The sequence below is a fragment of the Thermostichus sp. MS-CIW-34 genome (assembly GCF_054060435.1).
In genome coordinates, this window is record NZ_JBSSDE010000002.1 from 98,625 (window position 1) to 123,316 (window position 24,692).

Consider the following 24,692-nt stretch of genomic DNA (forward strand, 5'->3'; position numbering starts at 1 on the left):
CCAGCCGCTATCTTCAAGTTTTCTTCTAGGCTTTTAGCATCTGCCTTTTCCTTCATTGCAGTTAGCAAAAATAGCTGATCCTCCCCACTCAGCCCACTTATAAAATGGGGATATAGATTCGATAGGGACAGCTTTAAAACGATCGATCCTACTTCTACAGTGAAGCTCAAGCTGGGAAAGCTCCGAGTCTCTGTCTTTCTCCATCTGGGCTATTGCTGATGTTGCCTCTCCTTGGAGCTTTTTAGCCCTTTCTACTTGATCCTTACTGTATTTGGAGTCAAGGACTGCTGACCAGCCAGCAAGAAATGAAAAGAGAATAAGTATGACACCAACAAGCTCCCAGCCAATCGAGAGAGCCAAAACACCGAGCAAGAGAAAGGTTAAACAAGATTGTATGTTGTCGTCCTTCGTAATAAATCTGTAGTCAATTCTGGCATCTTCCTCCCTTACTCCAATAGCGATTAAGTTCTTCTTGAGTTCAGACTTAACTTGCTCTATTTTCTGGTTATAGTTAGCCTCGATATTTTTCTTGCGACGTTCTATCTCTTCTGCAGCTTCCTTTATCTTGTCGAAGTCAAAGGGCCAAGGGTTGCCGTCTTGGGTGCTGTAGCTGCGTTCCGCTTTCAAGTCTTGGCCATGCCCGCTCCCTTTCGTGGACGAAGTCTGGGAAAGTCTTTGGGAGTCATAGGCTTTTCGCTTCACAGGATCGCTCAGTATCGAGTACGCCTCCTGAATAGACTTAAACTTTTCCTCAATGTACTGCCGCGCTTTAACAGGCGTATCTGGGTGAAGTTTATCGGGATGGTATTCTTTGGCAAGCCGCCTATAGCTCTCTTTAATTTCTTCTAAAGTTGCATTGGGCTGTAATTCCAGCTCGCGGTAAAGGTCTTTCATGGGAGGATCCCGCGCAGGGGGCCTTGTGCCGGCTACTTTAATGCAGGGATCCTATTCTCAGAGGGGAAGCCTTGCAAAGTGCTACTCAATACCTAGACTCTTTTTTAAGCCTATTTTAGGGATCGGACAGCTCCAGCCAAGCAGCCCTTGGCTCCTCCCTCAGTAGATGCTTTTTCAAGGCCCAACGTCCAGAAAGGCGGGGTTATGAGCAAGCTGCTGCGGCTTGCCGCGCCAAGACCCACTCCACCAGGGTGCGCACCCCATAACCGGTGGCCCCTTTGTTGTTGTAGCCTGCATCCTTCTCTGTCCAAACGGGGCCTGCTATATCCAGGTGGGCCCAAGGGGTTTTCTCCACAAACTGCTTCAGGAACAGGGCAGCGGTGATGGATCCCCCTGAGCGGGGGCCGGTGTTTTTCATGTCGGCCACAATGGAGCTGAGACCCTCGAAGTAGCCTTCTTCCAGCGGCAGGCGCCAGATTTTTTCGCCGGAAAGATTGGCAGCCTGCTGTAGCTCCTGGGCCAGCGTCTCATCTGGGGTGAACAAGCCGGCAATTTCTTCCCCCAGAGCAATCACACAAGCACCGGTCAGGGTAGCCAGATCGAGGATGGCATCAACGCCCAGCTTTTCCGCAAACACCAGGGCATCTGCCAAGGTGAGGCGGCCTTCTGCATCGGTGTTGTTGACCTCAATGGTCTTCTGGTTAGAAGCGGTGAGGATATCCCCTGGGTGGATGGCATGGCCGCTGATCATGTTTTCCGTGGCAGCAACGATGAAGTGCAGCTCCACTTGCGGCTTGAGGGCGGCTAGGGCCCGTGCAGCTCCCAAAACTGCCGCTGCTCCCCCCATGTCGGTTTTCATCATGGCGATGCTGCGGGAGTCGGTTTTGATGTTCAACCCACCGGAATCGAAGGTCAGCCCCTTGCCCACCAGGGCCAATTTGGTAACGGGATCCCCTTGTGGCGGCTTGTAGGTGAGGTGAATGAACTGGGGCGGCAGATCAGAGGCTTTGGCCACACCCAAAAAAGCCCCCATCCCCAGAGCTTCGCATTCTTCCTGTCCCAGAATCTCCACCTCTAGACCATATTCCTGGGCCAGTTGGCGGGCGGTATCGGCCAGGGCAAGAGGAGTCACAATGTTGGCGGGGGCAGCCACCAATTCCCGAGCCAAGATGGTTCCTGCCGCCATCTCAATGGCCCGCTGCAGCGCGACTTCGTAATCGGGGCGAGCCTGGGCCAACCCCGGCACCAAGAGAGTTACTTCCTGCACAGAAAAGCTGTTTTCCTCTTCCCCTTTGGCTGAAGATTTAAACCGATTGTCCCGGTGCGCCACCAGTAGGCAGGCTTCGGCCACCGCCTGAACCCCACGCACCCGATCCAACCCCGTCTCCGGCAAAGACAGCATCACCTGCTTGGCTTTTAAGCTGTGAGCCTGGCGCAGGCCGTTGGCTGTGGCCCGTCGTAGGGCTTCTAGCGTTAGGGCCGCGGGATCCCCTAGCCCCACCAACACCAGTTTGCGGATCTCTCCTGTCAGGCGCAGGGCAACACTGCTATTCGGCTTCCCCTGAAACCCCTGCTCCTGAACGGTTTCCGCCACCAGCCCTGACCACGCCTTTTCATCCCAAGAGGCGATCTCAGGGGGCAGAGGAAAGCGGCCATTCCCGCCGGAAGCGGCAAAGCAATAGACCAGGGCACATTCCCCTTGAGTGAGTGGCGGCTCGCTAAGATGAAGCTGCATGAGAAATCCTTGACCAAGCTGTTGACAGCAGATCCTCAGTTTATCTAATTTTGCCGGCTCTTAGGGCAAGGGATCCCCCCTCTAGTGGGCGGGCCGGAAGATCCCGAAGCAGGAAGTGTAGCCGTGTAAAAAGGTGGATCCCCCAACGGGGCCGATCTCACCATTGCAAAAGAACCCCCCCAAGGGCAGCTCTCCAAGCAATTCCCGAAACCGTTGCGAGTCAAAATCGGGAGTGCCGTACAGGCCCTTGCCTCGCCCCAAACAGGAGAACATCAACGCCCCACAAGGCTCCGGCCTCGGTTGAGAGGGGCTTTGCCTCAAGTTGCGCTCGGCACAATAGCGGCTGAGGGCCCAACGCAGATCTTCTGCCGAAGTCTGGGCATCCCGCAGATGAAATTGCACCGTCTGGCCAGGGCGCACCTGATCCCCGATGGCCAGCGCCCCCACGCGCGGATCAACGCCCAAGATTACGCGAATGAGGAAATCTCCCGGCGTCGGCTCCGACTTGAACTCATCCATCAGCAGGCCGATGAAGAGAGAGTGGCGGGCCAATCGCTGATCCACGGGACTGAGCCGCTCTGCCAAGTCCTGCAAAACCGCTAGAGGAGGGCGACCCTCCAAGCCAAGAATCACATTCCCCTCTGCTTCCGTCACCCGCAAGGGATCCCCAATGGGGCGACACCCCTGGGCCACCACTGCATCCAGCACCACATTGCCGTAGAGCGCTAGCCCCACTGTGCCCTCTCGATACAGCTCCCGCCGAGGTGTGGAGGTACGCGCATCCAGCAAAAACAGAGCATTGCCCCGAGGGCCGCGGCCCCCACTGGCCAATCCCCCCACTTTGACGGATCCCGGATAGGCGAAATCCAACCCCTGCAGCAACTCTGAGATGCCAGAGGAAAATCCATCGGCCAAGAGCAGAAAATGAGGCTTGCTCTGCGGCGAAACCCCAACACAATCGACCCAGGCAGAAGGAGCCGCATCCAAGTCTGGCAATTGGTTCCCCCGCAGATGAAAAGGATGCAGCACCACCTCCGGCATGACCGCCAAAGACAAGGAGAGAGCCGGGCCATCCTCAATTTCATGCCCGCCACCCACAATGCCACCCCCGGAGCAGCCGATCAAAACGTCCACCTCCAGCAGCCCCGACAGCAATGGCAACACCCGGATGTATTCGCTGGCAAAGGCCGCCGACACAAACAAAACCCCCAGGTTGGGCCGCAGAGGCTGAGAGGGAACATACCCTGTCAGCAGCCCCGGCAAGCTGCCGGATCCCACCGTCTGCACCTGCCGACTCAAGGCACTTTTCAGCTGGGCCGCCTGAAGCTTGGCCTTGGCTTCCTCCACCACCTGCCGCAGAGCCGCTTCTAGGGAAGGGAGCTGGGAGAGCGCGTTCACCCACTGCATCGGCGTGTTCCTACGGTCTGGAGTTTGCTGTTTTTAGGCTAGCAATTTATGGCCAGGCTGGCTGTTCTGTGTAGTCTCGCTTTGGGACAGGATCAGGGCAGATAGGGCCGGGGATCCACAGGCGCGCCCCCGCCGGGGCGGACTTCAAAGTGCAGATGCGGCCCTGTGCTCCAGCCAGTGCTGCCGCGGCTCATGATTGTCTGCCCCTGCTGCACGTACTGGCCTGTGGAAACGTAAATCTGATGGCCGTGGGCATAGCGAGTAACAATTCCGTTGGGATGGCGGATATCCACCCGATTGCCGTAGCCATCCCCGCCATTCCCCGCGAAGATCACCACTCCCTCCTGAACGGCTACAATGGGGGATCCCACGGGGCCAGGAATATCTACCCCTGCATGAAGGCGACCGCGACGGTAGCCAAAGCCAGAGGTGATTTGCCCGGAGACCGGCCAGATAAACCCACTGCTGCGGGCCTGAGGAGGAGCTGGAGGGGGCGCTGGCGGCGCTGGCCGAGCTTGTGGCTGGCTCTGAGCTCGTCGGGCAGGAGCTGGGGTGGGCTGCGTACCCGGCGCCGGAATCGTAAGGCGTTGGCCAATGCGCAGCCAGTGGGGATTGCGCAAGTTGTTGGCTTGAATAATGGATCGCTGAGTTACCCCATAGCGGGCGGCGATCCGTTCGATGGTGTCACCGGCTCCAACTGTGTGGGTCAGGGATCCACCGGCCAAGAGGGCCTGCCGTTCTTGTTCCATTTGCTGGGCCCGGCGTTGCTGCTCCGCCTGTAATCGAGCTTGGGCTTCGGCTTGGCGTTGGGCTTCCTCCTCTTGCTGGCGGCGCTCTTCCTCTTCGCGAGCTTTCTGGGCAGCGATCATCTCCTTCTGACGCTGGATCAACTCGCCCACATCGCCGGGGATGAGCAGGCGTTGGCCAATGCGCAGATATTCCGGGCGATCCAGAGGAGTCGCTTCGATAATCCGCTGCTGGGGAACTCGGTAGCGGTTGGCAATGTCCTCCAGTGTGTCTCCCTGCTTGACGGTGTAGATCAATCCCGGCTGGCTGGGGATGAGGAGAACTTGCCCCGGCTTCAGCTCAGTACTGGCCTGAATACCATTGGAGACGGTGATGGCAGCCGCGTCGAGCTGATACATCTGGGTCAGTTGCCAGAGGGTTTCCCCCGGCTGAATTTCATGCTCCAGAATGCCTCTGGGCCCTTCTCCTGTCGGGATTCGCCCTTCTGCGAAGGCTTGGCGCAGCTGCTCCTTTTTCCGCTCGTAGTTTTGCTGCAGAGCGCCAGATAGCGTATGCACAGAGGGTGGGATCGGCTCTACCGCCGGAGACAGGGGGCGATTCAACTGTCGCTGCTGTAGGGTAGCGACTCCGGCCAAGCCCAGCATCAGCAAAAGACCAGTGGCCCAAGCCGGATATCCCCGACGCGCAGGAGCAGAATCCCCCGGCTCTGGATGGGCTGTCTCAGGCTCGGTTGGGCACCTGGGGGTGGCCGGCAGCTGCTCTTCCCCAGCTTCTGCGCAGGGATCCGCCTCCAGCTTCAGAAGCCATACCAGGCCCGTTAAGCTGAGAGAGAGGGCCAAACCAACCCATCTTGGCTTCGACCGCCCAGAGAGAGGGGCTGGAGCCCACTCCAGAAGATAGGCTTCCTCGGCAGATGAATCCGCAGAAGTCCAGGACTGTTCTGAAGGGATCCCTGCCGAGCCCTTTGGGGGTGGGGGGGAAAGGGTGCTCACGGCAGCACCGCGGAAATCCAGCTCCCCGTTTTGGGGATTGGGGAAAGTGGGTTTTAAAGGCATCCTCACACCAACAGGCTGACACTAGAGTGCAAGAGAAGAAGATGTCAAAATGAGGGGCATAAGCCCCTTGGCACCGAGCACCCCAGGGGTGACTCAAGCCGGGGTGGAGCTCGCTAATGAACAGGCTGGCTCGCACTCAGGTTAGAGTACCGTAGTTAACAAATCTAGACAAGTCTTGGCAGGTAATTTCAGCCACAATGCTTGCCTCACAATGGTTCCAGCCCTTGGCTCGTTGAGATTTTGTCGAGCCTCATCCGATTCAAGACAAAGTGCGCCATCGTCTTTTTTTGGAAGACAAAGCCTGTTTTGCTGTAGCTGAAACTACAAACTAGGGATACCCATGGATTTGGTTGTCTATAACACATTGACTCGCCGCAAGGAAGTGTTTCAGCCGCTGGCAGCAGGTGGATCTCAATCCGTTTCCGTCGGCAATTCCCAGGGATCTGCAGCTCCAGTTGCGGAGGAGAAGCCCCTGGTGCGGATGTATGTCTGTGGTGTAACGGTTTACGACCTCTGCCACCTCGGCCATGCGCGTACCTACGTGGTTTGGGACACGGTGCGTCGCTACTTGGAGTGGCGCGGCTACCGAGTGAAGTATGTGCAGAATTTTACCGATGTGGACGACAAGATCCTCAAGCGGGCGTTGGAACGTGGCGAATCCATGCAAGCGGTGGCGGAGCGCTTCATCGCCGAATATTTCCAGGACATGGATCGCCTGAACATCAAGCGGGCCGATCTCTACCCGAGGGCAACGCAATCGCTGCAAGCCATGTTCCAGTTGATCCAATCTCTGGAACTCAAAGGCTTTGCCTACCGGGTACGGGATCCGATTCGACACCAGACCGACCCGTCTTCCCTCTTGCAAGCGGGACACCAGCCAGAGACCACCGCCTCTGTTCAGTACTCTGTTTACTACTCTGTCCGCAAGTTCCCGGATTACGGCCAGCTATCCGGTCGAAAACTGGAGGAGATGGAGGCGGGAGCCAGTGGCCGGGTAGGAGAAGAAGGAGCCGACAAACAGGATCCCTTCGACTTTGCCCTTTGGAAAGCGGCCCCCCCTTCTGAGCCGGGGTTTGCCTCCCCTTGGGGTTGGGGGCGACCGGGCTGGCACATCGAATGTTCCGCCATGGTGCGGGAGACCCTGGGAGATCACATCGACATTCACGCCGGCGGGGCAGATTTGATTTTCCCCCACCACGAAAATGAGCTGGCCCAATCGGAGCCAATCACCGGCAAGCCGATGGCCAAGTACTGGATGCACAACGGTTTTCTCAACATCAACGGCGAGAAAATGTCCAAATCTTTGGGCAACTTCACCACCCTGCGACAGGCCCTCGCCGTCTATCACCCCATGGCCTTGCGGCTGTTTCTGTTGCAGACCCACTACCGTAGCCCCATAGATCTCACCGAGGCAGCCATGCAGGCGGCTAGCCGTGGCTGGGAAACCCTCCAGAAAGGGATCCACTGTGCCCAGCACTTCTGCAAAGAAGAAAAGGGATCCCCTGATGCTGAGGCCATGCAAGCCTTTCAAGCTGCTATGGACGATGATTTTGGCACCCCTGAAGCGCTGGCTATCGCTTTTGAATTGGCCAAAGAACTCACCCGCGAACACAACCTGTTCACCCATCAAGGCCAAACCCATCTGGAGCCCCAGGCCCTCAAACAAAAAAGCGCTGCCTTGCTGGAGATTTTGGCTACTTTGGGATTCTGTTGGCCCTCATTCTCTGAATTCGAGGGATCCAAAGAAGCAGCTACAAATGGGGAACTTAACTTTAAAAAAATCGAGGAGCTGATCGCGCAGCGCTCGGCAGCCCGCAAGGCCAAAAACTTTGCCGAAGCCGATCGCATTCGGGATCAGTTGAAAGCCTTCGGCATCACCCTCATCGATCAAAAAGATGGCACCACCCGTTGGCTGCGAGAATAGGGGTTGAGGAGCATTCCTCGGGCTCATTCAAAATGGATGTGGCTGTAACCTAGGGGCTCAGAGGGGCAAAGTGCTTCTCCCTTCGTTTGGGTTGCTGGAAAAGTTCGGCTAGAGTCAGATCAGTGACTGTGTCAACGTCTCGGCGGATCCCCATGCTCTCTCTGGCTGCAACTGAACCGCATCTGAGTCCCATCGATCTGGATCGCCTGCTTACCCCTGAGATTCAGCGGCCAGCCCGCTACTTGGGCAAAGAGTTCGGTGCCGTCCACCGTCCTTGGGATTCGGCGCGGGTGCGTTGGGTGCTGAGCTATCCAGAGCTGTACGAGGTGGGAGCTTCCAACCTAGGCCACCTCATCCTTTACAACATCCTCAACGCCCAGCCGGATCAACTGTGTGACCGCACCTACTTGCCAGGCCCGGATCTGGCGGCCCGCCTGCGGCAGTTGGGGATCCCGCTGTTTGCCGTGGAATCCCGCCGCCCTCTGCGCGCCTTTCACATCATTGGCTTCAGCCTGGCTTACGAGCTGGGGGGCACCAACATTCTGGAGATGCTGGATCTGGCCGGGATCCCGCTCAAGTGGTGGGAGCGGCAGCCCTTCACCCCGGAAGAGTGCCCTCTGATCTTTGCCGGCGGGCCAACCGCCACCTCCAACCCAGAGCCTTTTGCCGACTTTTTCGATTTCTTCGTCTTCGGAGATGGGGAAGAGGTGCTGCCGGAAATTGGCCAAGTGCTGGCCGGATCCCTGTCCAAGCCCCGCCGAGAGGTCTTGCTGGAGCTGGCCCAGGTGCCGGGGGTGTACGTGCCCCAGTTTTACGAGGGGATCCCGCCTCGACCCATTGTGCCTGGGGTGCCGGAGCGCGTCCGCCGTCGGGTGGCCCTGCCTCAACCCCAATACTCCGTCGGCCTGGTGCCTTTGGTGGAAACCGTCCACGACCGCCTGGTGATGGAAGTGCGGCGGGGCTGCACACGGGGCTGCCGATTTTGCCAGCCGGGAATGCTTACCCGCCCAGCGCGGGATGTGGATCCGGAAGCAGTGGTGGAGGCTGTGGTGCAGGGCTTGCGCAAGACCGGCTACAACGAATTTTCCCTCTCTTCTCTCAGTTGCTCCGACTACCTTTCCCTGCCGGCGGTGGGAGCGGAGCTGCACAACCGTCTGCTCGGGGAGCACGTCGCCCTCTCCCTGCCCAGCCAGCGGGTGGATCGCTTTGATGAGCAAATTGCCGCCATCATGAAGGGATCCCGCCGCTCCGGCCTCACCTTTGCCCCCGAAGCTGGCACCCAAAGGCTGCGGGACATCATCAACAAGGGCCTCACCGATGCCGACTTGATTCGCGGCATTCGCACCGCCGTCCAAGAGGGCTGGGACAAAATCAAGCTCTATTTCATGATTGGCCTGCCCGGCGAGACCGACGCCGACGTGATTGGGATCGCCCGCACCGTCGAGATGCTGCAGCGAGAATGTGCAGCCCTGGGTCGCAAGCGGGTGGAGTTTACCCTCACCCTCTCCAACTTCACCCCCAAGCCCCACACCCCCTTCCAGTGGCACCGGGTGGACTATGCCGACGTGCAGCGGAAGCAGGCCCTGCTGCAGAAGGAGCTGCGCCGGCTACGGGGAGTCAAGGCCCACTTCACCGATATCCGCTTCAGCATCCTGGAAGACTTTATTGGCAAAGGGGATCGCTCCCTGGGACAGATGATCGAGCGGGCCTGGCGGGCTGGGGCCGGCATGGACGCCTGGTGGGAAAACATCGACGCCGCCTACGCTGCCTGGGTGAGGGCCTACTGCGGCGAAGAGGTGGATCCTGCCGCCGATCCGGTCGCCCTCTGCGCCCATCTCCCCATCCGGGAATTGGGCCTGGAGGATCCCTTGCCCTGGGATCACATCGATACCGGCATCGACAAAAAATGGCTGCAAAAAGACTACCGCCGCGCCCTGGAAGCCCTCACCGTGGAAGACTGCTCCTTCGAGGGCTGCTCCGCCTGCGGCATCTGCGGCCCCGGCTTCGGCCACAACATCGTCATTCCCCCTCCGCCCGTCCCGCCCCTGCAGAGCAAACCCACCCCCACCCCGGATCCCCTGGAGCCGGAGCCACCTGCCCAGCGTTTCCGCATCACCTACGGCAAAACCGGGGATCTGCGCTGGCTGGGCCACCTGGATCTCATGCGCCTGTGGGAACGGGCCTGTCGGCGAGCGGGGTTACCTCTGGCCTTCAGCGGCGGCTACCACCCCATGCCCCGCCTGGCCAACGCCAACGCTCTGCCCATTGGCCAGGAAGGCTATGGCGAAATCCTGGATCTGGAGCTGCTGGATCGGCCTGAAGGTCCTCTGACGCCTGAGAAACTGCGCGCCCTTCTGAGCGAACAGCTGCCCCCGGAGATCCCCATCCAAGCCGTCCAAGAAATTAGCCTTCGGGATCCCTCGGCCACCGCAGCCGTTTACGCCGCCGAATATCAGCTCACGGTGAGCTGCGAGTTGCCCAAAGCCGTTCACGGCAGCGGGACGGAGTCCTCTTGGCCTGCCTGGGTCACCCAGATCCTAGACGCGCAGGAAATCTGGATTGAAAAAACCTCCAAGTCTGGCAAGTCCTCTCCCTTCAATGCCCGCGCCCTGCTTTACTACCTAGAGTTTCAGGGCCTGACCCCCGAGGGCAGCGCTTGCCTCCTTTACCGGGGCAGTTGCCGCAACGACGGTGCCTACCTGCGGCCCACCCATCTGGTTCAAATGGCCGAGTCATTGGGGTTGCCCCACTGGACACTACAGACGGCAAAGCGGCTGCGCCTGTTGTGGGAGAACCCCCTAGCCGATCCAGATTGAGCACTTCCTCTGGGAGCAACCCAAGGGCTAAGGGTCTGTCTGGGCTGAGGGATCCCACAAGCGCTATAATGCTGCTATTGCTGGCTCCTGCCGCTGTGGGGCTCGCCAAGCATCAACTTGACCAAGGGCGGGGTGAGCAGCAGGCAAAAGCTGGGCCGGATTCTGGAATGGAGACACTCTTAACTCAGTACCCAGGGCAGGTAACAGGCGTGATGGGGTCGAGTCGATAGGTGCAACAGAAAAGTGTGCCTCTTCGACCTAGCCCAGATCTGACCAGAAAATTTTACCCTGAGAAGGTGCTTCTTTCCGCGCGCAAACCCTGTCTTGTTGTGGACTATCGCTACGCGACGCTTTCGCGAACAGGCTGGGCCGCACAACTGGGGTTCTGCAATGGGCCAGCGTTCGATCTCCCGAGGCGGAGCCGTCTTGCTCCCTGAGCCTATCGATTGAGCCCATCCATGAATCTCCATGCAAACCTCACCGAATCCATTCATCCCATCCGATGAGTTTTCCTTCCAATCAGCAGAAGCCCCCCGCTGTACCCACCAAGGCCAGCATTGGGCAGTTTACATAACTCGCCTCACCCATTGGAGAGCAAACAAAGCCAAGCGTCAAAGCAGAGCTGAGGGTAATGGACACCCCCATGATGAGTCAATCCTGGTCAAAGAAACTTAAGCGGATCCCGGCAAAAGGACAACACCTCGCCAGAATGAGGGTTCAACCCGTAACCGCGTGCCCTTGGGGCGGGGAGGGAAGTTAATGCCCAGGCAGATTGTCATTGCCGAGCAACATCGAGTGGCAGCCGTCTTCGCCGAAGATCAAGTGCAGGAGCTGATCGTCGCCAGCGGCGCTCACCAAGTGGGAGACGTTTACGTCGGAATCATCGAGAACGTTCTGCCCAGCATCGATGCCGCTTTCGTCAACATCGGCCCTGCAGAGCGCAATGGGTTTATCCACGTCAGCGACCTGGGCCCGCTGCGCCTCAAGCGAAGTCATGCCTCGATTTCTGAGCTGGTCTTGCCGCAGCAAAAGGTGCTGGTACAGGTGATGAAAGAGCCTACCGGCAACAAAGGGCCAAGGCTTACCGGAGATTTGGCCTTTCCAGGGCGGTATTTGGTGTTGCGACCCTACGGAAAAGGCGTTCATCTGTCCCGCCGCATCGAGGATCGAGAAGAACGCAACCGTTTGAAGTCGCTGGCCATTTTGATTAAACCCCCGCAGATGGGCCTGTTGGTGCGCACCGAAGCGGAAGGTGTGTCCGAAGAAGCGATGATCGACGACCTGGAGCAATTGAAGAAACTCTGGGAAGATATTCAACAGCAGTATCAGGCGGCACGGGGGCCGGGGCTACTCAACCGGGATGACGACTTTATTCAGCGGGTGCTGCGGGATGTTTACTCCGACGATGTGAACCGTATTGTGACCGACTCTGCGGCAGGAGCGAAGCGAGTCCGTAGCTATCTGCAGGGCTGGAACAAGGGCCAAATGCCCCCTGGTGTCGTTGTCGATGCCCACCGCGAGCCCACCCCCATTCTGGAGTATTTTCGGGTCAACGCGGTTATTCGGCAGGCGCTGCGGCCACGGGTGGATTTGCCCTCTGGCGGCTACATCATCATCGAGCCCACCGAGGCCCTGACGGTAATTGATGTTAACTCGGGCTCCTTCACCCAATCGGCCACTTCTCGGGAGACAGTGCTGTGGACAAACTGTGAGGCGGCTACCGAGATCGCCCGCCAATTGAGGCTGCGCAACATTGCCGGTGTGATTGTGGTGGACTTCATCGATATGGATTCCCGCCGCGACCAGTTGCTGGTTTTGGAGCATTTTAACAAGGCCCTCTCCAGCGACAAAGCTCGCCCACAGGTGGTCCAACTGTCGGAATTGGGGCTGGTGGAGCTCACCCGCAAACGGCAGGGGCAAAGCCTTTACGAGATCTTCGGCTATTCTTGCCCCACCTGTGAGGGGCTGGGGATCCTGGCCCGCTTGCCGGGGGCCGAGCCGGGACATCTCTTGACGATAGAAAGCGGCCTGACGGTAACGCTGCCCACCGAGGTGGAAGAAGGGGATGAGGAAGACGCCGGCCCGATCCTGCCCCGCGATGGCAACTCCCAACGGGCGCGCCTGCGAGTGGGAAGCGATGGGCTGTCTCGAGGCGATAGCCGTGCGCTGCTGCGGCGGTCGCGATCTGCCCCCGGACAACGACGCCCCAGCCCGGATCCCTTTACGACTTCAGACGATCTGGAGGAAGAGCCACGGGTTGAAACGGGACGCAAGCGTCCCCGCGAAGACTGGGGGGATCCCCGCACTGGCCAGCGCCTCGTTGCCCGGAGCCTGGATACTCCTGTAGAAGAGGAAGCCCCAGAGCCGATGCAACTGCCAGGGGGCGGAGCAGACCTAAAGCGTCAAGAACCCCGCCGTTCTGGCCCTGGGGAAGAGGCAGAATCCACCGCACGCAAAGATCACACTTCCCCAGCCCGCACCGTTCGCGCCAGCGGGACGGAGTCCTCAGAAGGCCGTCCGGCTCCGGTACGGCAAACCGTCACCGTGGAGATGACCCCGTTACAACAACGGGTCTACTCGGAGCTGGGGCTGTCGCCGCTGTTGCTGCTTGACCAGCCGCCGCCTTGGGGCCGAGACACGGCGGTTAGGGTGGTTCTGCCGGGAACTGTCGAGGTGGAAAGTAGCCCAGAGGTGGAGACTGAGGCAACTTCTCAGGCGGAGGAATTGGCGCCCGAACCGGATGCCTTGCAGGAGAAGGAGCCGCTGGATACCGTTTCTCCACCCGAACCCTCGGAACCCGAAATCTCCTCTGCTGAATCGTTCCCGTCAGCCGTGCAGAGCAGCTTGGCCGAGCCAGCCGCGGAACTGGGGATCAGCCCTGCCCAGCAATCTCCAGCAGCCTCCAGGCGACGGCGCTCCCGCAGCAGTTAGGCGCTGCTCTCAAGCCCAGGGGCAGGCATGGGAGTATGGTGGAGCGGGCAAGGCCGAGTTTGATCTGGGAGGGATCCCTTTGGCAGCAGGGGATCCTGCGGGTGGCGGGGGTGGATGAGGTGGGGCGGGGGGCCCTGGCCGGGCCGGTAGTGGCGGCGGCGGTAATTTTGCCGGCCCAGATGGATCCCAAAGAACTGGAGGGAGTGAGGGATTCCAAACAACTGCGTCCGCAGCAACGCGCTCAATGGGCGGAACGGATTCGGCAGGTGGCTTTGGCTGTGGGCGTTGGCAGTGCCTCTGCTGCTGAGATCGACCGGCTCAACATTCGCCAGGCCACGGTGCTAGCCATGCAGCGGGCTTTGGCCAAGTTGGATCCAATCGAACACATTTTGCTGGATGGATTGCCGCTGGCCGAGCTGGGATCCCGGCAAACGGCCCTGGTCAAGGGGGATCACATCAGCCTCTCCATTGCCGCTGCTTCAGTTGTGGCCAAAGTCTGGCGAGATGCCTTGATGCAGAGCTGGGATCGGCAGTACCCCGGCTACGGCTGGCGCACCAACGTTGGCTATGGCACGCGGGAGCACCGACTGGCGTTGCAGAACTTGGGGCCCACCCCGCAGCACCGCCGCAGCTTTGCCCCCTTGGCAGAACTGAAAGTCAGCAGATATGATGGTTAATGCAGTTGCATTGCCCACGTAGCTCAGTGGACTAGAGCACTGGGTTCCGGTCCCAGGTGTCGGAGGTTCGAATCCTTTCGTGGGCGTCTTCAGGCATATAAGTTCAGCTAGAAATCGCAGGAGCCCCGCACTGTACCCGTAGGGTCAGTGTCGGGAGGAATGCGGAAGTTATGATAGAACCATGACCCAAGTCCTGACCGTCTCCTGCAAGCTCAAGGTGTCCCAGTCGCAGGCCGCCAAATTGGACGCGACTTTGGAGGCTTTTGGCCAAGCCTTGAACTGGGTCAACCAAAACACACCCGAGAAAGTCGCCAACGCCGTTAAGCTCCAGTCTCTGTGCTACCGCGAAATCCGTGCCCGGTTCGGCTTATCCAGTAACTTGGCCCAGCAGGTCTGCAGACGGGTGGCAGGCGCTCGCAAAGTGGCGAGACAGCGCAGCCGTCCAGTTAAAGAGTTCAAGCGTAGGTTCGTTACCTACGATGCACGTATCTTCTCGTTTCGCGAGAAAGACTGGACGGTGTCGCTTGCCACGGTTGATGGAAGAGAACGCTTTGAGCTAGCCATTGGCAACTACCAGAGGGGAATGCTGGCTGGTTCCAACCCAAAAGCTGCCACGCTGGTCAAGCGCAAAGATGGCTCCTACTACATCCAGATTTGCGTAGAGGAAAAAACACCCAAGCAACAAGATACCGACAAGGTGATCGGGGTGGACTTGGGAAGGACGGATATTGCTCATACGTCAGAGGGGGACAACTGGAATGGACAGCAGTTGAACCGAGTCCGAGACCACTACTCCCGATTGAGGGCGGTACTCCAACGCAAAGCCAGTAAGGGCACACGCAGTTCGCGGCGCAGATGCAGAGAACTGTTGCAACGGCTGTCTGGCAAAGAGAGACGCTTTCAAGCTTGGGTGAACCACAGTATCGCTAAGCGCATCGTTAAAGCAGCTCAATCTCTTTCTGCCTGCATTGCCATTGAGGACTTAAGCGGCATTCGAGAACGCACCAATCAACACCCCCGCAGTCGTGAGGAGCGGCGGCGTAGCAATAGCTGGGCGTTCTACCAGCTGCGGCGGTTTATCGAATACAAGGCTGTGAGGGCGGGTGTCAAAGTGGTAGCTGTCCCTGCGGCCTATACCTCGCAGATCTGCCACAAGTGCCTGCATATTCATCCCGACTCCGCTCAATCCTATCGCAAGGGTAAGCAGTTCAAATGCGGGCACTGCGGCTGGGAAGGGGATGCGGATTTTAACGGTGCGAAGGTGATTGCGCTTTTGGGGGCTGCTGTAAACCAGCCTAGAGGTCCGTGGTTGGCTTGCCAACTGCAGGGCTACCGAAAGCCCGCCCTGTACTGCGAAGCAGTCAGGGTCGGGTAGTTTACCCATATAAGTGGGCAACATACTCTCCGTACCCGTTGTAGGGCAAGGTGGGAACGATTTGCCACTGGGAACGGGATCCGAAACCGATCAAGACTTCCTGCTCCTGTGACCAGCGGGGGTGGGGCACCCTAGGATCCACATTGGCCTCAAATCCATACTCCTCAGGGGCGAGGGTATTCCAAAACGTAGAGGGTTGATGATCCAAAAGCTCGATTTTGACGATGGATTTTCCCCCCTTAAAGCCATACTTCCAGGGAACCACCATGCGAAGGGGTGCTCCGTGCTGTTTGGGCAACGGCTTGCCATAAACGCCGAGGGCAAAAAAGGCCAACTCGTTGGCCATTTCCTCGATCCGCAACCCTTCCGTGTAGGGCCAAGGCAAGTTGGGGGGCCAGATTGGGCCAGGCATAATTTCCGGATCGTAAAAGGAAGTGAAGCGGACAAATCGAGCCGTCGGCAAAGGATCCACCCGTTCCAGCAACAGCCGCATCGGAAAGCCCAACCACGGCACCACCATCGCCCAGGCTTCCACACAGCGAAAGCGATAGATGCGCTCTTCGAGGGGGAAGTTAAACAGATCTTCCAGGCCCAACCGCTGAGGATGCCGCACCAGCCCGGTAATCTCGACAGTCCAGGGATCCGTGGGCAAAGCCTGTGCAGCCCGCCAGACGCGCTTTCCGGAGCCAAACTCGTAAAAGTTGTTGTAACGAGAAGCTACAATCTCCTCGGTGACGGGCCTGCCCACATCCGAAAAGTGGGGGTTGAGTGGGATCCCCCTCAGCTCTCGTTCTACCGAGGGAGCAGCTCCCCTGCTGCCAAACCCAAAAATAGAAAAACTGGCTCCCACCCCAACGGATCCCAGTTGCGCTAGAAATTGCCGCCGGCTGAAAAACATCTCTTCTGGAGTGACCTGTGCCTCTCGTTGCCAGGGGTGAGGAACTCGGATCCCGAACATCCATCAGCCATCCTTTGATTCAGAGTCAGGGAAAAAGTCTGCCGCCCGAACTACTACATCCTAAATGAATTACTACATCCTAAACGGATCTAAGCCGACATTCCCCGAGCTCGTTTCCAGCGCTGCCCCATGTGTAGTCATTTCAAATGTAGTCATTTCAAACAGCAATGAAACGATTTGTTATGTCTGTCCCTGGCTCCCCTCTCCTTTTGAGAGAGGGGTTGGGGGTGAGGGAAACCCTGCAGGCTGGGATGATCGGTGACGAAATCACGGTATAGCCGTGTTGGCTGAGTCCGTGCTGCTGGAAAAAAGTGTGGGGATCAGCTAAGGACTTGAGCTGGGCTCCGGCAAAACGTAGATGGACTCCACTTGCCGCCCTGCCGATGGCACTGCCTGGATGGTGCCCTTGTCGATGTGGTAAATGACTTTCTCCGCTTGCAACTGATTCTCCCCTTGGTTGATGATGACCTGGCCCTCCAGCTCAATGCGTTGCTCCTGGCTGTAATACACAGCTCTTTGGGCGCGGGCCGTAAGCCGCTCGGCAGGAAAACTGAGGGTGACATTGCCAATGGCCGTAAAAACCCCTGTGTTGGCGTTGGCCTCCTGCACATCGGCGCTGATGCTGATGGCACGAGGATTTTGACCCCAGGCCGGGATCCCAAGGGCCAGCACCACACCCACAGCCCAGCCCAGCGTCCCTAGCCGCTGCCAACCCTTCCGGTCAAGCGTTATCTCCAAAGTCATGCCCCATCACCCCGTCAAACCACCCCAGCAGCCAGTCTAGCTTCTCAATCCTGGTCATAATGGCGGGGCAGCCTACTGATCCGTTCCCTTTCTCCCCTGGGGCAGAGCTTGGGCAAGCTGTCTTTCCAATTCGGCAACGCGCTGCATGAGCTGTCGGTTGGCTTCCAGCAGCTCCCGCGCCTGGCTGTTGAGGTAGGGATCCGACTCCCACCAATTGATGCCGATCTCCTTGGCCTTATCCACCGAAGAAATCAGCAGGCGAATGCGCACATTCAGCAACTCCACATTGCCCACCGAAACGGTGATGTCTCCGGCGATCACAATGCCCTTGTCCAGCACCCGCTCCAACACATCGGCCAGCGAGGAGCCGTGAGTAGCCGTGGTCAAGGGTTGAGAGCTAATCGGCACAGGGTTAATCGACCTCCAAAGCGTACCAACAGGCAAAAGACTCAGCCAGGCAGTTGGTCTAGCAGATAATTCAGCAACTGGGATCCCTCTTCATAGCGCTTGCCAGCCCGGGGCAACAGCACATCCGCACACAAAGCGCGAAAATCGGCATTCTCTTTGCTAACTGCCAGCTCATGTTCCTTGACAATGCGCCCGATCATCAAACAACTGCGCAGGCTGGGGTGGCGCGTCAGATCCAACTTGCGGCGAAAAGCCCGCACAATGTGGACGATCTTGAGGGCGTCGGGGCCGGATAAGCCTATTCGCGAGGTGAGAATCTCCTTTTCGGTCTCGATGTCCGGCTCCCCCATATCGATGGTGATCATCCGATCCAGCAGCGCATCTTGGGCCCTGTGAACCCCGGTATATTCCTCCGGGTTAGAGGTAAAAATGGCCCGGAACTGGGGATGCACCCGCAGATATTCCGAGCGGTTGCTGTCCGGCGGCAACACCAGCAGCCTCTCCTCCAAGGCACTCAGGAGAGCATTGTTGGCCTCAGGGCGGGAGCGATTGAACTCGTCGTAGATGAGGGTAAACCCCTCTCGGCAAGCCAAGGTGAGGCGGGCATCCACCCAGCGCTGCTGCACATCCTCCTCCGTCTTCACCACCGAGTGAATGAAGTTGTCCACCACCCGCCGATGGGTAAAACCGGTGCGTCCCCCGATGAGGTCGGAAGAATCGAAGCGGTCATCCCCATAGATCAGCATGATGGGGCGGCCCAGCAGGCTGGCCAGATGCATCGCCAAAGTGGTTTTGCCTGTACCCGAAGGCCCCCGCAAGTGCACCGCAAAGCCCGATTGCAAATAGCGCAAAGCGCGGCGGGTAATCCGCTCAATATAGGGGGTGTTCACGAACTGGCGGGGACGCGCCTGCAGAACCGTGGCCATGGAGATACTCAACCTCTTTGCTGCCCTAGACTCCTTTGCCTTGACTATAGCCCGGATGTTCTTCCTGCGCTCGGCACAACTAAACTGCGACCGCCCCCGACACCATGCGCCGCAGCGTAGCCAAGATTTCCGAGGGATCCAACCCCAGATCCACCGCGCCGCGGGCCAACAAATCCCGCACCCGTTCCCGATCCCCAATTACCTGCAGCAGGGTCAAGTTGGGATCCTGCGCTTGTAGATCACTCACATACTTGTTGACATAGTCAAGGATGGGATCTACCTGTTTCTCAACAGTAGGCGGAACTTCAGGGGGTTCAGGCGTTATTAAACCCTCCGAGGGCTGGGGCTGGGGAACAGAGACGGGAGCAGGCGGCTCCACCGGGGCTTGGTCTTCGGCTATGGGCGTTGAGTCGGAAGCAGTCTCACCGGCAGTCGCAACGGCACTGTTAGAGCTTGCACTGGAAGTGGAGACTTCAGGTTCTGGGATGAGGTCAGGGATCCCATTGCCCCACACCTGCTTATGCAACTCCGCCCGGAAAGTGGCCAGGGATCTCCGCAGGGCCTGGGCCTGGGCTTGCTGTTCCTGAGCCATCTGAGCCAGCTCCTGTCGAGCCATTTGCCGGAGAGCCTGTACCCACTGCCGCAAATCGGCGCAAAAAGACTGCCGCGCTTGCTGAGTTTTGTCGGCCATCGCCTGCCGAGCCTGCGTATAGGTGCTCAGCAAATGCTCCACAGCCGCAGTCAAGTTAGCCCGGAAAGCCTGCAATTGCTGCCGGCTGACTTCCAATTGAGCAGCTCGTTCCTGCTCCAGGCGAGCCAGACTCTCTGCCACCGACTTGGCCCGCTGAGCCGCCGCTTCCGAACGGGAGCATTCGTCCAGGGATCGCCTCACAGCCCGCTCCTGCCTCAGTTTCTGCAATTGGCTGCGGGTTTGCTCCGTCTGGTGCCGTATTGCTTCTTGTCGTTGCTGGCGGCGCTGCCCCAGCTCAACCATCAGGGCTTGGTGCTGCTCTAGGCGCTGCTGCCGGGATCGGCTTAACAAACTTCGGTTTTGAGTCACCCGCTGGCTGCGGGCCATGGCCCATTGTTCCTGCAAACTCATGATCTCCAATCCCTCACGTCGTTTTCAATGCTTGGGTGGATACAGCTTCTCTGCCCCTTCAAACTCGATATCCAGCTATCATGCCAGTCTGCAGCCCAACACGTCTGCAAGACTCGATCCCTGAACGAAACCCATGAGAGCAAGGCAGAGACCAGAGGTGGATCCCTGCCTCGCTTTCCGAGAGCCTTCACAGCGGCCAGCTCCAGACCCCCGCCCAAGACCCATGACCAGTCAAACCATCACGGTATTGAAGGCAAGGGGATTGAGTGATTGGGCCAGATTTAGACGGCAGGGGCAGCAGCAGTAGCCGTCAGACCCACAGCCTCAGCGTACTTCAGGTAGGTTTCCACAGAAGCCACAACGACGCGGGCTTCAATGGCCAACAGCTCGATCCCAACCAAAGAAACCCGCACCCAGGCATCGACCACGATACCTTTATCCAAGATGCGATCGATCACTTCGGCCAAGCTGGACGAGGAGTTCACTTTCTCTACTGCCATAACGATCTCTCCTGCACTGATACTGCTGATACTGATGAGGGTTGAAAAGGACAGACAACTCGGCGGCAAAATGGCATGTAGAAGGGATCCCAGCTGAGGATTCACCTTCCCTAGGGCGACAGCCGCACCCTCTATCACCCTAGCCCTATTGTGCTGGCTTTTTTCGGGGAGAACACCCGTAGATTCGCTTAAAAAAGACGGCGAACTCGAAAGGTTTACCGCTTTTCTAAGCGCCATCCCCCCTACATAGTACTCGCCAGCAGAAAAAATGGGCAAAGATGAGGGCGAGTTTTGAGCCCAAGTTGTGGAAGTGTGGTGGAGGGGCAGTGGGAAGCGGCAGGGATCCCCTATACTGGGGGCAGTGGGCTTGCTGACATACCGTTTCTCGCTGGCTGATAGGGCTGTCGTGACCGATTTCAACACCGGGATCCCGAGCGTGCGTCGCCTGCAGAAGGTCATCAAGGATCGGGAAACCCTCGAGGTCAAACTCAATACCGGAGATGTCTTCGTCGGCCAGTTGCGCTGGCAGGATCCCGATTGCCTCTGTTTAGCCGATGCCGAGGGGCGGGAGTCGCTGCTGTGGCGGTCTGCCATTGCTTTTGTCAAGGTCAGGCCCCGATCTCAGTAGTGCTCCAGATCCCTCTACGGCTCTTCTTCCCCATTCTTGAACAAATCTTTACAACTCTTTTCTTTATAACAACTCAAGACTTTTCTGCCTCGCTTTGAGGGTGGTCGTCTCTAGGTCTCTAGGTAAACATGCCAGTTAAGAAGGGTATGATAAGGAGTGTTAAAAAACGTGCTCTCTCCTCACCCAACCATGACGACCTCCCCCATTGAGATACCGCTTCAGCCCGCCGCCCAACGGCATAACCACTACAGCCGCGAAGACTTTTTTCGCTTTGACCTCTCCCAGGGATCCCTTGTGGACTGGACGGGCGCCCGCAATGTCTTGGTGAGCGAAGACTTTATCCTGGGTTTACAGCAGGGCCTGGAGGAAGAAGTGGGAGATGCCTCGGCTTCTCTGATGTACACCATTGGCCGAGAGTGGGGACGCAACGATGCCCTCCATTTTTCCCGCTGGTTTGAGGAGGAATATCGGCGCCAGCCCAAGCAGAGTAATCTCATGTTTCTCTTGGAAACCTGGTGGTGGCCTCTGACCTCGCAAGGATGGGGGCGCTGGGAGGTAGAAACCGAGAGTCGGCGGCAAGGGTTTATTTTCATCAACCTCTTTGACTCCGCCGTGGCCCGCACCCTGGGGGATGTGGGCAAACCTGTCTGTCATCTTTACGCCGGATTGTTTGCCGGCTTTTTTAGCACCATGGTGGAACGGCAACTGAACTGCATCGAGATCCAGTGCTACTCCATGGGAGAAAGCTACTGCAAGTTTTTGCTCGGCAGCAAAGATCGCATCGATGCGGCTGCCTTCTGGCTAAACGAAGGGGCCAGTGCCAGCGAAATTGCCCAAAAATTGCGTTCAGGCCAGGGAGTAGCCAAGGCATGACCTGGAAGATTGCTTTAGAAGATTCGGTGCAGAGCTTTTTTGCCCGTCTAAATTGGGATAACCGCCCCCTACAGATGCGCTCTCTGCCAATGCCTTTTCTGCAAGTGCGGGAGCATTTTGGTTCCATCCCCTGGGCGGGGGATCCCCTGAGTTTGGCCGCGCATTCTCTGGGATCCCTGTCGGCAGCACCAGAACCCGAGCCGGCAGAAGAACAGATCACCTTGGCAGATCTGTTCAGCTTGTTTTGAGTCTCCTAGCACCCACTGACATCCGGAAGAAGCGAGATGGTAAGCCCCTTGGAGCAGATGCTGATCGAGTCGGAAGCCCGCTACCTCAAGCCAGAGGAGCTGGAGCATCTGAAGGCCTATGTTCTCGGCTGGCCAAAACGACAACATGTGTACCGAGTGTTGCGGGAACGGGAGAGCCAGGTGGTGAGCAAAACCCTAGATGCCCTGCAAAAGGAGATGCCCGACCTTTCTCCCCAAGTGTTGGATCTGTGCCGGCGACACCTGCTGTTGCTGCTGCGTCACAGCGCTATGGCCATGTTGCTGCAGGACGAAAACCTCCTGAAGGAGCGGCTGCTCGAGTGGATGGAGGAAGAGGTGCGCCTGTACGGACTGCAGAGGGTTTATGAGGTTGCCTATCGGATTTTCCAGCAAGAGCTGAGAGACCATCTGGCCCCTGGAGAGTTGGAGTTTATCCGCCCTTTGATCACCCAGGTACAGGTGGCCTTGCTGTTTTAGAGCTAGATACTTTTTTGCTTTTTGCATTTTTCGGTGCTAGAGCGCTCTATCTCAACTAGCCGGAGACTTCAGTGTCGTTGGAGTTAATGTTAGCGTTGTAGTAAATCTGCCCAAGGGGTATTCAATTGCTGGAGGGATCGCCATAAGATTTGGAGCGTAAACAACCGTTCTCCCAGCTCAACAACCAACGAACTGTCAACTGCACCCTGCTCCTATTTGGATGCTTAGAGCTCAATAACGACTTGGATTGGATAACCAGGGGATCCCTTATGACCGGCACCAGCTCTATCTCCAATGGCTCAGTCAACTTCGATCCCTATACGCCTGTTTTGGCCAACTACTACACACCCAGCGCTTATCTGCGAAGCGATTTGGAATCGGGCTTACTGGAAAGTCGCCACGGTGAACGTCTCTTGGCCCTTCCAGAAGCATTGCTGCGGGGCATCTACACGGGCCTGGAATACGAGACCGGCCAGGCTGCTCGTTTGGTATTGCGCAACTGTGGTCGGATGTGGGGCAAGGAGTTTTTCCGCCGTTTTGCCCAAGAACTCTCCGACTACTACCAGAAGCCTTTGGCCGAGCTGGAGATGGGCCTTTTCCTGCAAAGTCTGAGACAAGCCTGGAAAGCTCATGGCTGGGGATTGATCGAGATCGACTGGACTTACAAAGATCAGGGAGTCCTGGTGGTGTCGATTCGCAATTCTCCCTTCGCTGCTGTCACCCCTCCCCATTTCAAGCGTCCGATGGGCTTTTTGGAGGCAGGGCTGTTGGCCACCTGGTTTAGCCAGCTAACCGGCCAGGATTTGCTCTGCGTGCAAACTGCCAGCGAGGCTTTGGGAGCAGAGAGCAATTTGTTTGTCGTGACCGCTGCCGCCCGCCTCAAAGAGGGAGAAGCCTGGGTGGACTCCGGCCTCAGCCACGAGCAGATCCTGGAAAAGCTCCTGCAGCCCAGCTAGGCGATGGGGGCTGGTTTTCCCCAGAGGGATGGGATCCCAGTAGAGATGAGTCTGTATAATTTTCTGGAAGCAAGGCGAGCTCAAGCGCGCGAGGGTGTGGCCATTGGGGTGGCGAGTCAGAGCAATTCGGGGAGCCATCACCGTACCTACAAACAGTGCCGAGGCCATTGGCGCGGCGGTGACTGAGCTGCTGGATACGCTAGAGCACCGCAACGCCCTCGATCCGGCTGAACTAGTCAGCGTTATTTTTTCCGTTACCCCTGATTTAAATGCAGCTTTTCCCGCCCAGTTTGCTCGTCGTCGCCCCGGTTGGGAGTCGGTGCCTCTGTTGGATGTGCAACAGATGGAGGTGAGCGGCGACTTACCCCGTTGTATTCGTGTTTTGATCCAGTTGAATACTCCCCTTGCCCAAGCTGATATGCAGCATGTTTATCTGCGAGGTGCCCGCGAGTTAAGGCCAGATCTCAGCACTGTTTGATCGATCCATACAGCACCAGCGCAGGGTTGACACTCTCACCGACTAAAGTCGGGGGATTTCTACAATGGAGGTGGGACAGTCTGTTGCCATGGGCAACATGGGGCATGATGGATCCCCGATTTGCCCCGCTTATTCTGGGGGAAAAGAATGGCTTAACTCAAGTTGATCCGGGTCGTATCACTACTGATTTGGGAAGGCGCAGAACATCCAGATTCACTCATAGACTTACTTGGACTTACAGTCATTTTAAACAGGTATGAAACATTTCCATCCAGCTCCCCTTTCTTTTTGGGAGATGGGGTGATGGCAGCGGCACAGAGCACTTGGGGGGCTTCTCAATTAGCTTAAAATGACTCTACTTAAGATAAGAGTAGATCTGAGAGCTCAAGGAGACAGCTTTTCTCGCAGACGGTTTTCCCACTGTTGCAGTTGCTCTTGGCGAGCGGCCACCTCTGCTTCGCGACGGCTCAGCTCTTGGCTTTGCCGAGTCAAGGATTGCCGCCAGCTTTCAATCTCCGACAGATCCACCAGACTGTGGGTTCGGGATAGGTTGTGCAACATCTCCACCAGCTTCATGGCTGCCTCTTCCACCCGCCGTACCTGCCGCTCTTCCGAAAGCTCAACCAGCAGCAACACCCCAATGTTGTAAGGGCCAACCTCTTTGCAGGTGACCCCTTCTGGCTGGCGCAGCGGCATCCAAACCCCGTCCTCGGCCTGCCGGGCCAAGAGCTGCAGCTCCCCCTGGCCGAAGAGACTTTTTTTGTGTACCCGTGCCAGATACAGCATGGAACATGCAGGAAGATGCTGCCGATTTT

General features: G+C 57.9%; 22 protein-coding genes and 1 tRNA gene. 12 read left to right on the forward strand and 11 right to left on the reverse strand.

All coding sequences use genetic code 11. From position 1 onward, the window contains the following. Positions 1-33 precede the first annotated feature (33 nt). The 4 genes from ACVWYY_RS01335 to ACVWYY_RS01350 form a co-directional block, all read right to left on the reverse strand. Positions 34-894, reverse strand: coding sequence for a J domain-containing protein (locus tag ACVWYY_RS01335; RefSeq protein ID WP_457439342.1), 861 nt, complete (start codon positions 892-894; stop codon positions 34-36). A gap of 202 nt (positions 895-1,096) precedes the next feature. Beyond that, positions 1,097-2,629: a leucyl aminopeptidase gene (locus ACVWYY_RS01340; protein ID WP_414356823.1), complete on the reverse strand. Its 1,533-nt coding sequence runs from the start codon at positions 2,627-2,629 to the stop codon at positions 1,097-1,099. An 81-nt stretch (positions 2,630-2,710) separates the two neighbouring features. After that, positions 2,711-4,036, reverse strand: a complete 1,326-nt coding sequence (locus ACVWYY_RS01345; RefSeq protein WP_457385735.1) for an FIST signal transduction protein — start codon at positions 4,034-4,036, stop codon at positions 2,711-2,713. A gap of 92 nt (positions 4,037-4,128) precedes the next feature. After that, the gene (locus ACVWYY_RS01350) at positions 4,129-5,838 is read right to left on the reverse strand and encodes a LysM peptidoglycan-binding domain-containing protein (protein WP_457385734.1); all 1,710 of its coding nucleotides are present in this window, start codon (positions 5,836-5,838) and stop codon (positions 4,129-4,131) included. Positions 5,839-6,178: 340 nt separating this feature from the next. Here ACVWYY_RS01350 and cysS point away from each other — a divergent pair, with 340 nt between their 5' ends. From cysS to ACVWYY_RS01380, 6 genes are all read left to right on the forward strand, one after another. Continuing rightward, on the forward strand, positions 6,179-7,762 hold the full coding sequence (gene cysS / locus ACVWYY_RS01355) for a cysteine--tRNA ligase (RefSeq protein ID WP_457439345.1): 1,584 nt from the start codon (positions 6,179-6,181) through the stop codon (positions 7,760-7,762). Between the two features lie 152 nt (positions 7,763-7,914). Then, on the forward strand, positions 7,915-10,578 hold the full coding sequence (locus ACVWYY_RS01360) for a TIGR03960 family B12-binding radical SAM protein (protein WP_457439347.1): 2,664 nt from the start codon (positions 7,915-7,917) through the stop codon (positions 10,576-10,578). Between the two features lie 759 nt (positions 10,579-11,337). Next, positions 11,338-13,509 (forward strand): Rne/Rng family ribonuclease, encoded by a 2,172-nt coding sequence (locus ACVWYY_RS01365; RefSeq protein WP_457404019.1) that lies wholly within the window; start codon positions 11,338-11,340, stop codon positions 13,507-13,509. 35 nt (positions 13,510-13,544) lie between these two features. Next, entirely contained in the window at positions 13,545-14,186 is a 642-nt protein-coding gene (locus ACVWYY_RS01370) for a ribonuclease HII (RefSeq protein ID WP_457387788.1), read from the forward strand. 12 nt (positions 14,187-14,198) lie between these two features. Next, a tRNA-Arg gene (locus ACVWYY_RS01375) sits at positions 14,199-14,272 on the forward strand. A 95-nt stretch (positions 14,273-14,367) separates the two neighbouring features. After that, entirely contained in the window at positions 14,368-15,561 is a 1,194-nt protein-coding gene (locus ACVWYY_RS01380; protein WP_457439350.1) for an RNA-guided endonuclease InsQ/TnpB family protein, read from the forward strand. Position 15,562: 1 nt separating this feature from the next. On the opposite strand, the gene msrP is transcribed toward ACVWYY_RS01380, so the two are convergent. The 6 genes from msrP to gvpA form a co-directional block, all read right to left on the reverse strand. After that, positions 15,563-16,519, reverse strand: coding sequence for a protein-methionine-sulfoxide reductase catalytic subunit MsrP (gene msrP / locus ACVWYY_RS01385; protein WP_457439352.1), 957 nt, complete (start codon positions 16,517-16,519; stop codon positions 15,563-15,565). A 324-nt stretch (positions 16,520-16,843) separates the two neighbouring features. After that, complete coding sequence (locus ACVWYY_RS01390; RefSeq protein ID WP_457439354.1) at positions 16,844-17,263, reverse strand: LptA/OstA family protein; 420 nt, start codon at positions 17,261-17,263, stop codon at positions 16,844-16,846. A 72-nt stretch (positions 17,264-17,335) separates the two neighbouring features. Next, positions 17,336-17,671 (reverse strand): gas vesicle protein, encoded by a 336-nt coding sequence (locus ACVWYY_RS01395; protein ID WP_414408153.1) that lies wholly within the window; start codon positions 17,669-17,671, stop codon positions 17,336-17,338. Positions 17,672-17,712: 41 nt separating this feature from the next. Further along, entirely contained in the window at positions 17,713-18,597 is an 885-nt protein-coding gene (gene gvpN, locus ACVWYY_RS01400; protein ID WP_011433426.1) for a gas vesicle protein GvpN, read from the reverse strand. Between the two features lie 79 nt (positions 18,598-18,676). After that, positions 18,677-19,699, reverse strand: coding sequence for a gas vesicle protein GvpC (gene gvpC / locus ACVWYY_RS01405; RefSeq protein WP_457439356.1), 1,023 nt, complete (start codon positions 19,697-19,699; stop codon positions 18,677-18,679). 281 nt (positions 19,700-19,980) lie between these two features. Beyond that, positions 19,981-20,199: a gas vesicle structural protein GvpA gene (gvpA, locus tag ACVWYY_RS01410; protein WP_011429717.1), complete on the reverse strand. Its 219-nt coding sequence runs from the start codon at positions 20,197-20,199 to the stop codon at positions 19,981-19,983. A gap of 304 nt (positions 20,200-20,503) precedes the next feature. On the opposite strand from gvpA, the gene ACVWYY_RS01415 reads away from it, so the two are divergent. The 6 genes from ACVWYY_RS01415 to aroH all read left to right on the forward strand — a co-directional run bounded on the left by ACVWYY_RS01415 (position 20,504) and on the right by aroH (position 23,877). After that, positions 20,504-20,827, forward strand: a complete 324-nt coding sequence (locus ACVWYY_RS01415) for an Hfq-related RNA-binding protein (protein ID WP_457439358.1) — start codon at positions 20,504-20,506, stop codon at positions 20,825-20,827. Positions 20,828-21,016: 189 nt separating this feature from the next. After that, positions 21,017-21,700, forward strand: a complete 684-nt coding sequence (locus ACVWYY_RS01420; RefSeq protein WP_414350926.1) for a V4R domain-containing protein — start codon at positions 21,017-21,019, stop codon at positions 21,698-21,700. Beyond that, entirely contained in the window at positions 21,697-21,948 is a 252-nt protein-coding gene (locus ACVWYY_RS01425) for a hypothetical protein (protein ID WP_414399553.1), read from the forward strand. Before ACVWYY_RS01420 ends, ACVWYY_RS01425 begins: the two co-directional genes overlap by 4 nt. Before the next feature lie 36 nt (positions 21,949-21,984). After that, positions 21,985-22,443, forward strand: coding sequence for a globin family protein (locus tag ACVWYY_RS01430; RefSeq protein WP_041436599.1), 459 nt, complete (start codon positions 21,985-21,987; stop codon positions 22,441-22,443). Between the two features lie 269 nt (positions 22,444-22,712). Next, positions 22,713-23,399 (forward strand): V4R domain-containing protein, encoded by a 687-nt coding sequence (locus tag ACVWYY_RS01435; RefSeq protein ID WP_457439360.1) that lies wholly within the window; start codon positions 22,713-22,715, stop codon positions 23,397-23,399. A gap of 103 nt (positions 23,400-23,502) precedes the next feature. Then, entirely contained in the window at positions 23,503-23,877 is a 375-nt protein-coding gene (gene aroH, locus ACVWYY_RS01440) for a chorismate mutase (RefSeq protein WP_414399555.1), read from the forward strand. 384 nt (positions 23,878-24,261) lie between these two features. On the opposite strand, the gene ACVWYY_RS01445 is transcribed toward aroH, so the two are convergent. Continuing rightward, on the reverse strand, positions 24,262-24,663 hold the full coding sequence (locus tag ACVWYY_RS01445; protein ID WP_457439362.1) for a hypothetical protein: 402 nt from the start codon (positions 24,661-24,663) through the stop codon (positions 24,262-24,264). Positions 24,664-24,692 lie beyond the last annotated feature (29 nt).

What these genes read in the sequence shown, in the direction of transcription:
- ACVWYY_RS01350 (WP_457385734.1), bottom strand. Translation starts at nt 5,838, where the DNA reads ATGCCTTTAAAACCCACTTTCCCCAATCCCCAAAACGGGGAGCTGGAT.
- ACVWYY_RS01370 (WP_457387788.1), top strand. Translation starts at nt 13,545, where the DNA reads ATGGTGGAGCGGGCAAGGCCGAGTTTGATCTGGGAGGGATCCCTTTGG.
- ACVWYY_RS01430 (WP_041436599.1), top strand. Translation starts at nt 21,985, where the DNA reads ATGGTAAGCCCCTTGGAGCAGATGCTGATCGAGTCGGAAGCCCGCTAC.
- ACVWYY_RS01340 (WP_414356823.1), bottom strand. Translation starts at nt 2,629, where the DNA reads ATGCAGCTTCATCTTAGCGAGCCGCCACTCACTCAAGGGGAATGTGCC.
- ACVWYY_RS01380 (WP_457439350.1), top strand. Translation starts at nt 14,368, where the DNA reads ATGACCCAAGTCCTGACCGTCTCCTGCAAGCTCAAGGTGTCCCAGTCG.
- msrP (WP_457439352.1), bottom strand. Translation starts at nt 16,519, where the DNA reads ATGTTCGGGATCCGAGTTCCTCACCCCTGGCAACGAGAGGCACAGGTC.
- ACVWYY_RS01345 (WP_457385735.1), bottom strand. Translation starts at nt 4,036, where the DNA reads ATGCAGTGGGTGAACGCGCTCTCCCAGCTCCCTTCCCTAGAAGCGGCT.
- ACVWYY_RS01420 (WP_414350926.1), top strand. Translation starts at nt 21,017, where the DNA reads ATGACGACCTCCCCCATTGAGATACCGCTTCAGCCCGCCGCCCAACGG.
- gvpA (WP_011429717.1), bottom strand. Translation starts at nt 20,199, where the DNA reads ATGGCAGTAGAGAAAGTGAACTCCTCGTCCAGCTTGGCCGAAGTGATC.
- gvpN (WP_011433426.1), bottom strand. Translation starts at nt 18,597, where the DNA reads ATGGCCACGGTTCTGCAGGCGCGTCCCCGCCAGTTCGTGAACACCCCC.
- gvpC (WP_457439356.1), bottom strand. Translation starts at nt 19,699, where the DNA reads ATGAGTTTGCAGGAACAATGGGCCATGGCCCGCAGCCAGCGGGTGACT.
- ACVWYY_RS01365 (WP_457404019.1), top strand. Translation starts at nt 11,338, where the DNA reads ATGCCCAGGCAGATTGTCATTGCCGAGCAACATCGAGTGGCAGCCGTC.
- ACVWYY_RS01445 (WP_457439362.1), bottom strand. Translation starts at nt 24,663, where the DNA reads ATGCTGTATCTGGCACGGGTACACAAAAAAAGTCTCTTCGGCCAGGGG.
- ACVWYY_RS01390 (WP_457439354.1), bottom strand. Translation starts at nt 17,263, where the DNA reads ATGACTTTGGAGATAACGCTTGACCGGAAGGGTTGGCAGCGGCTAGGG.
- cysS (WP_457439345.1), top strand. Translation starts at nt 6,179, where the DNA reads ATGGATTTGGTTGTCTATAACACATTGACTCGCCGCAAGGAAGTGTTT.
- ACVWYY_RS01335 (WP_457439342.1), bottom strand. Translation starts at nt 894, where the DNA reads ATGAAAGACCTTTACCGCGAGCTGGAATTACAGCCCAATGCAACTTTA.
- ACVWYY_RS01360 (WP_457439347.1), top strand. Translation starts at nt 7,915, where the DNA reads ATGCTCTCTCTGGCTGCAACTGAACCGCATCTGAGTCCCATCGATCTG.
- ACVWYY_RS01425 (WP_414399553.1), top strand. Translation starts at nt 21,697, where the DNA reads ATGACCTGGAAGATTGCTTTAGAAGATTCGGTGCAGAGCTTTTTTGCC.
- ACVWYY_RS01435 (WP_457439360.1), top strand. Translation starts at nt 22,713, where the DNA reads ATGACCGGCACCAGCTCTATCTCCAATGGCTCAGTCAACTTCGATCCC.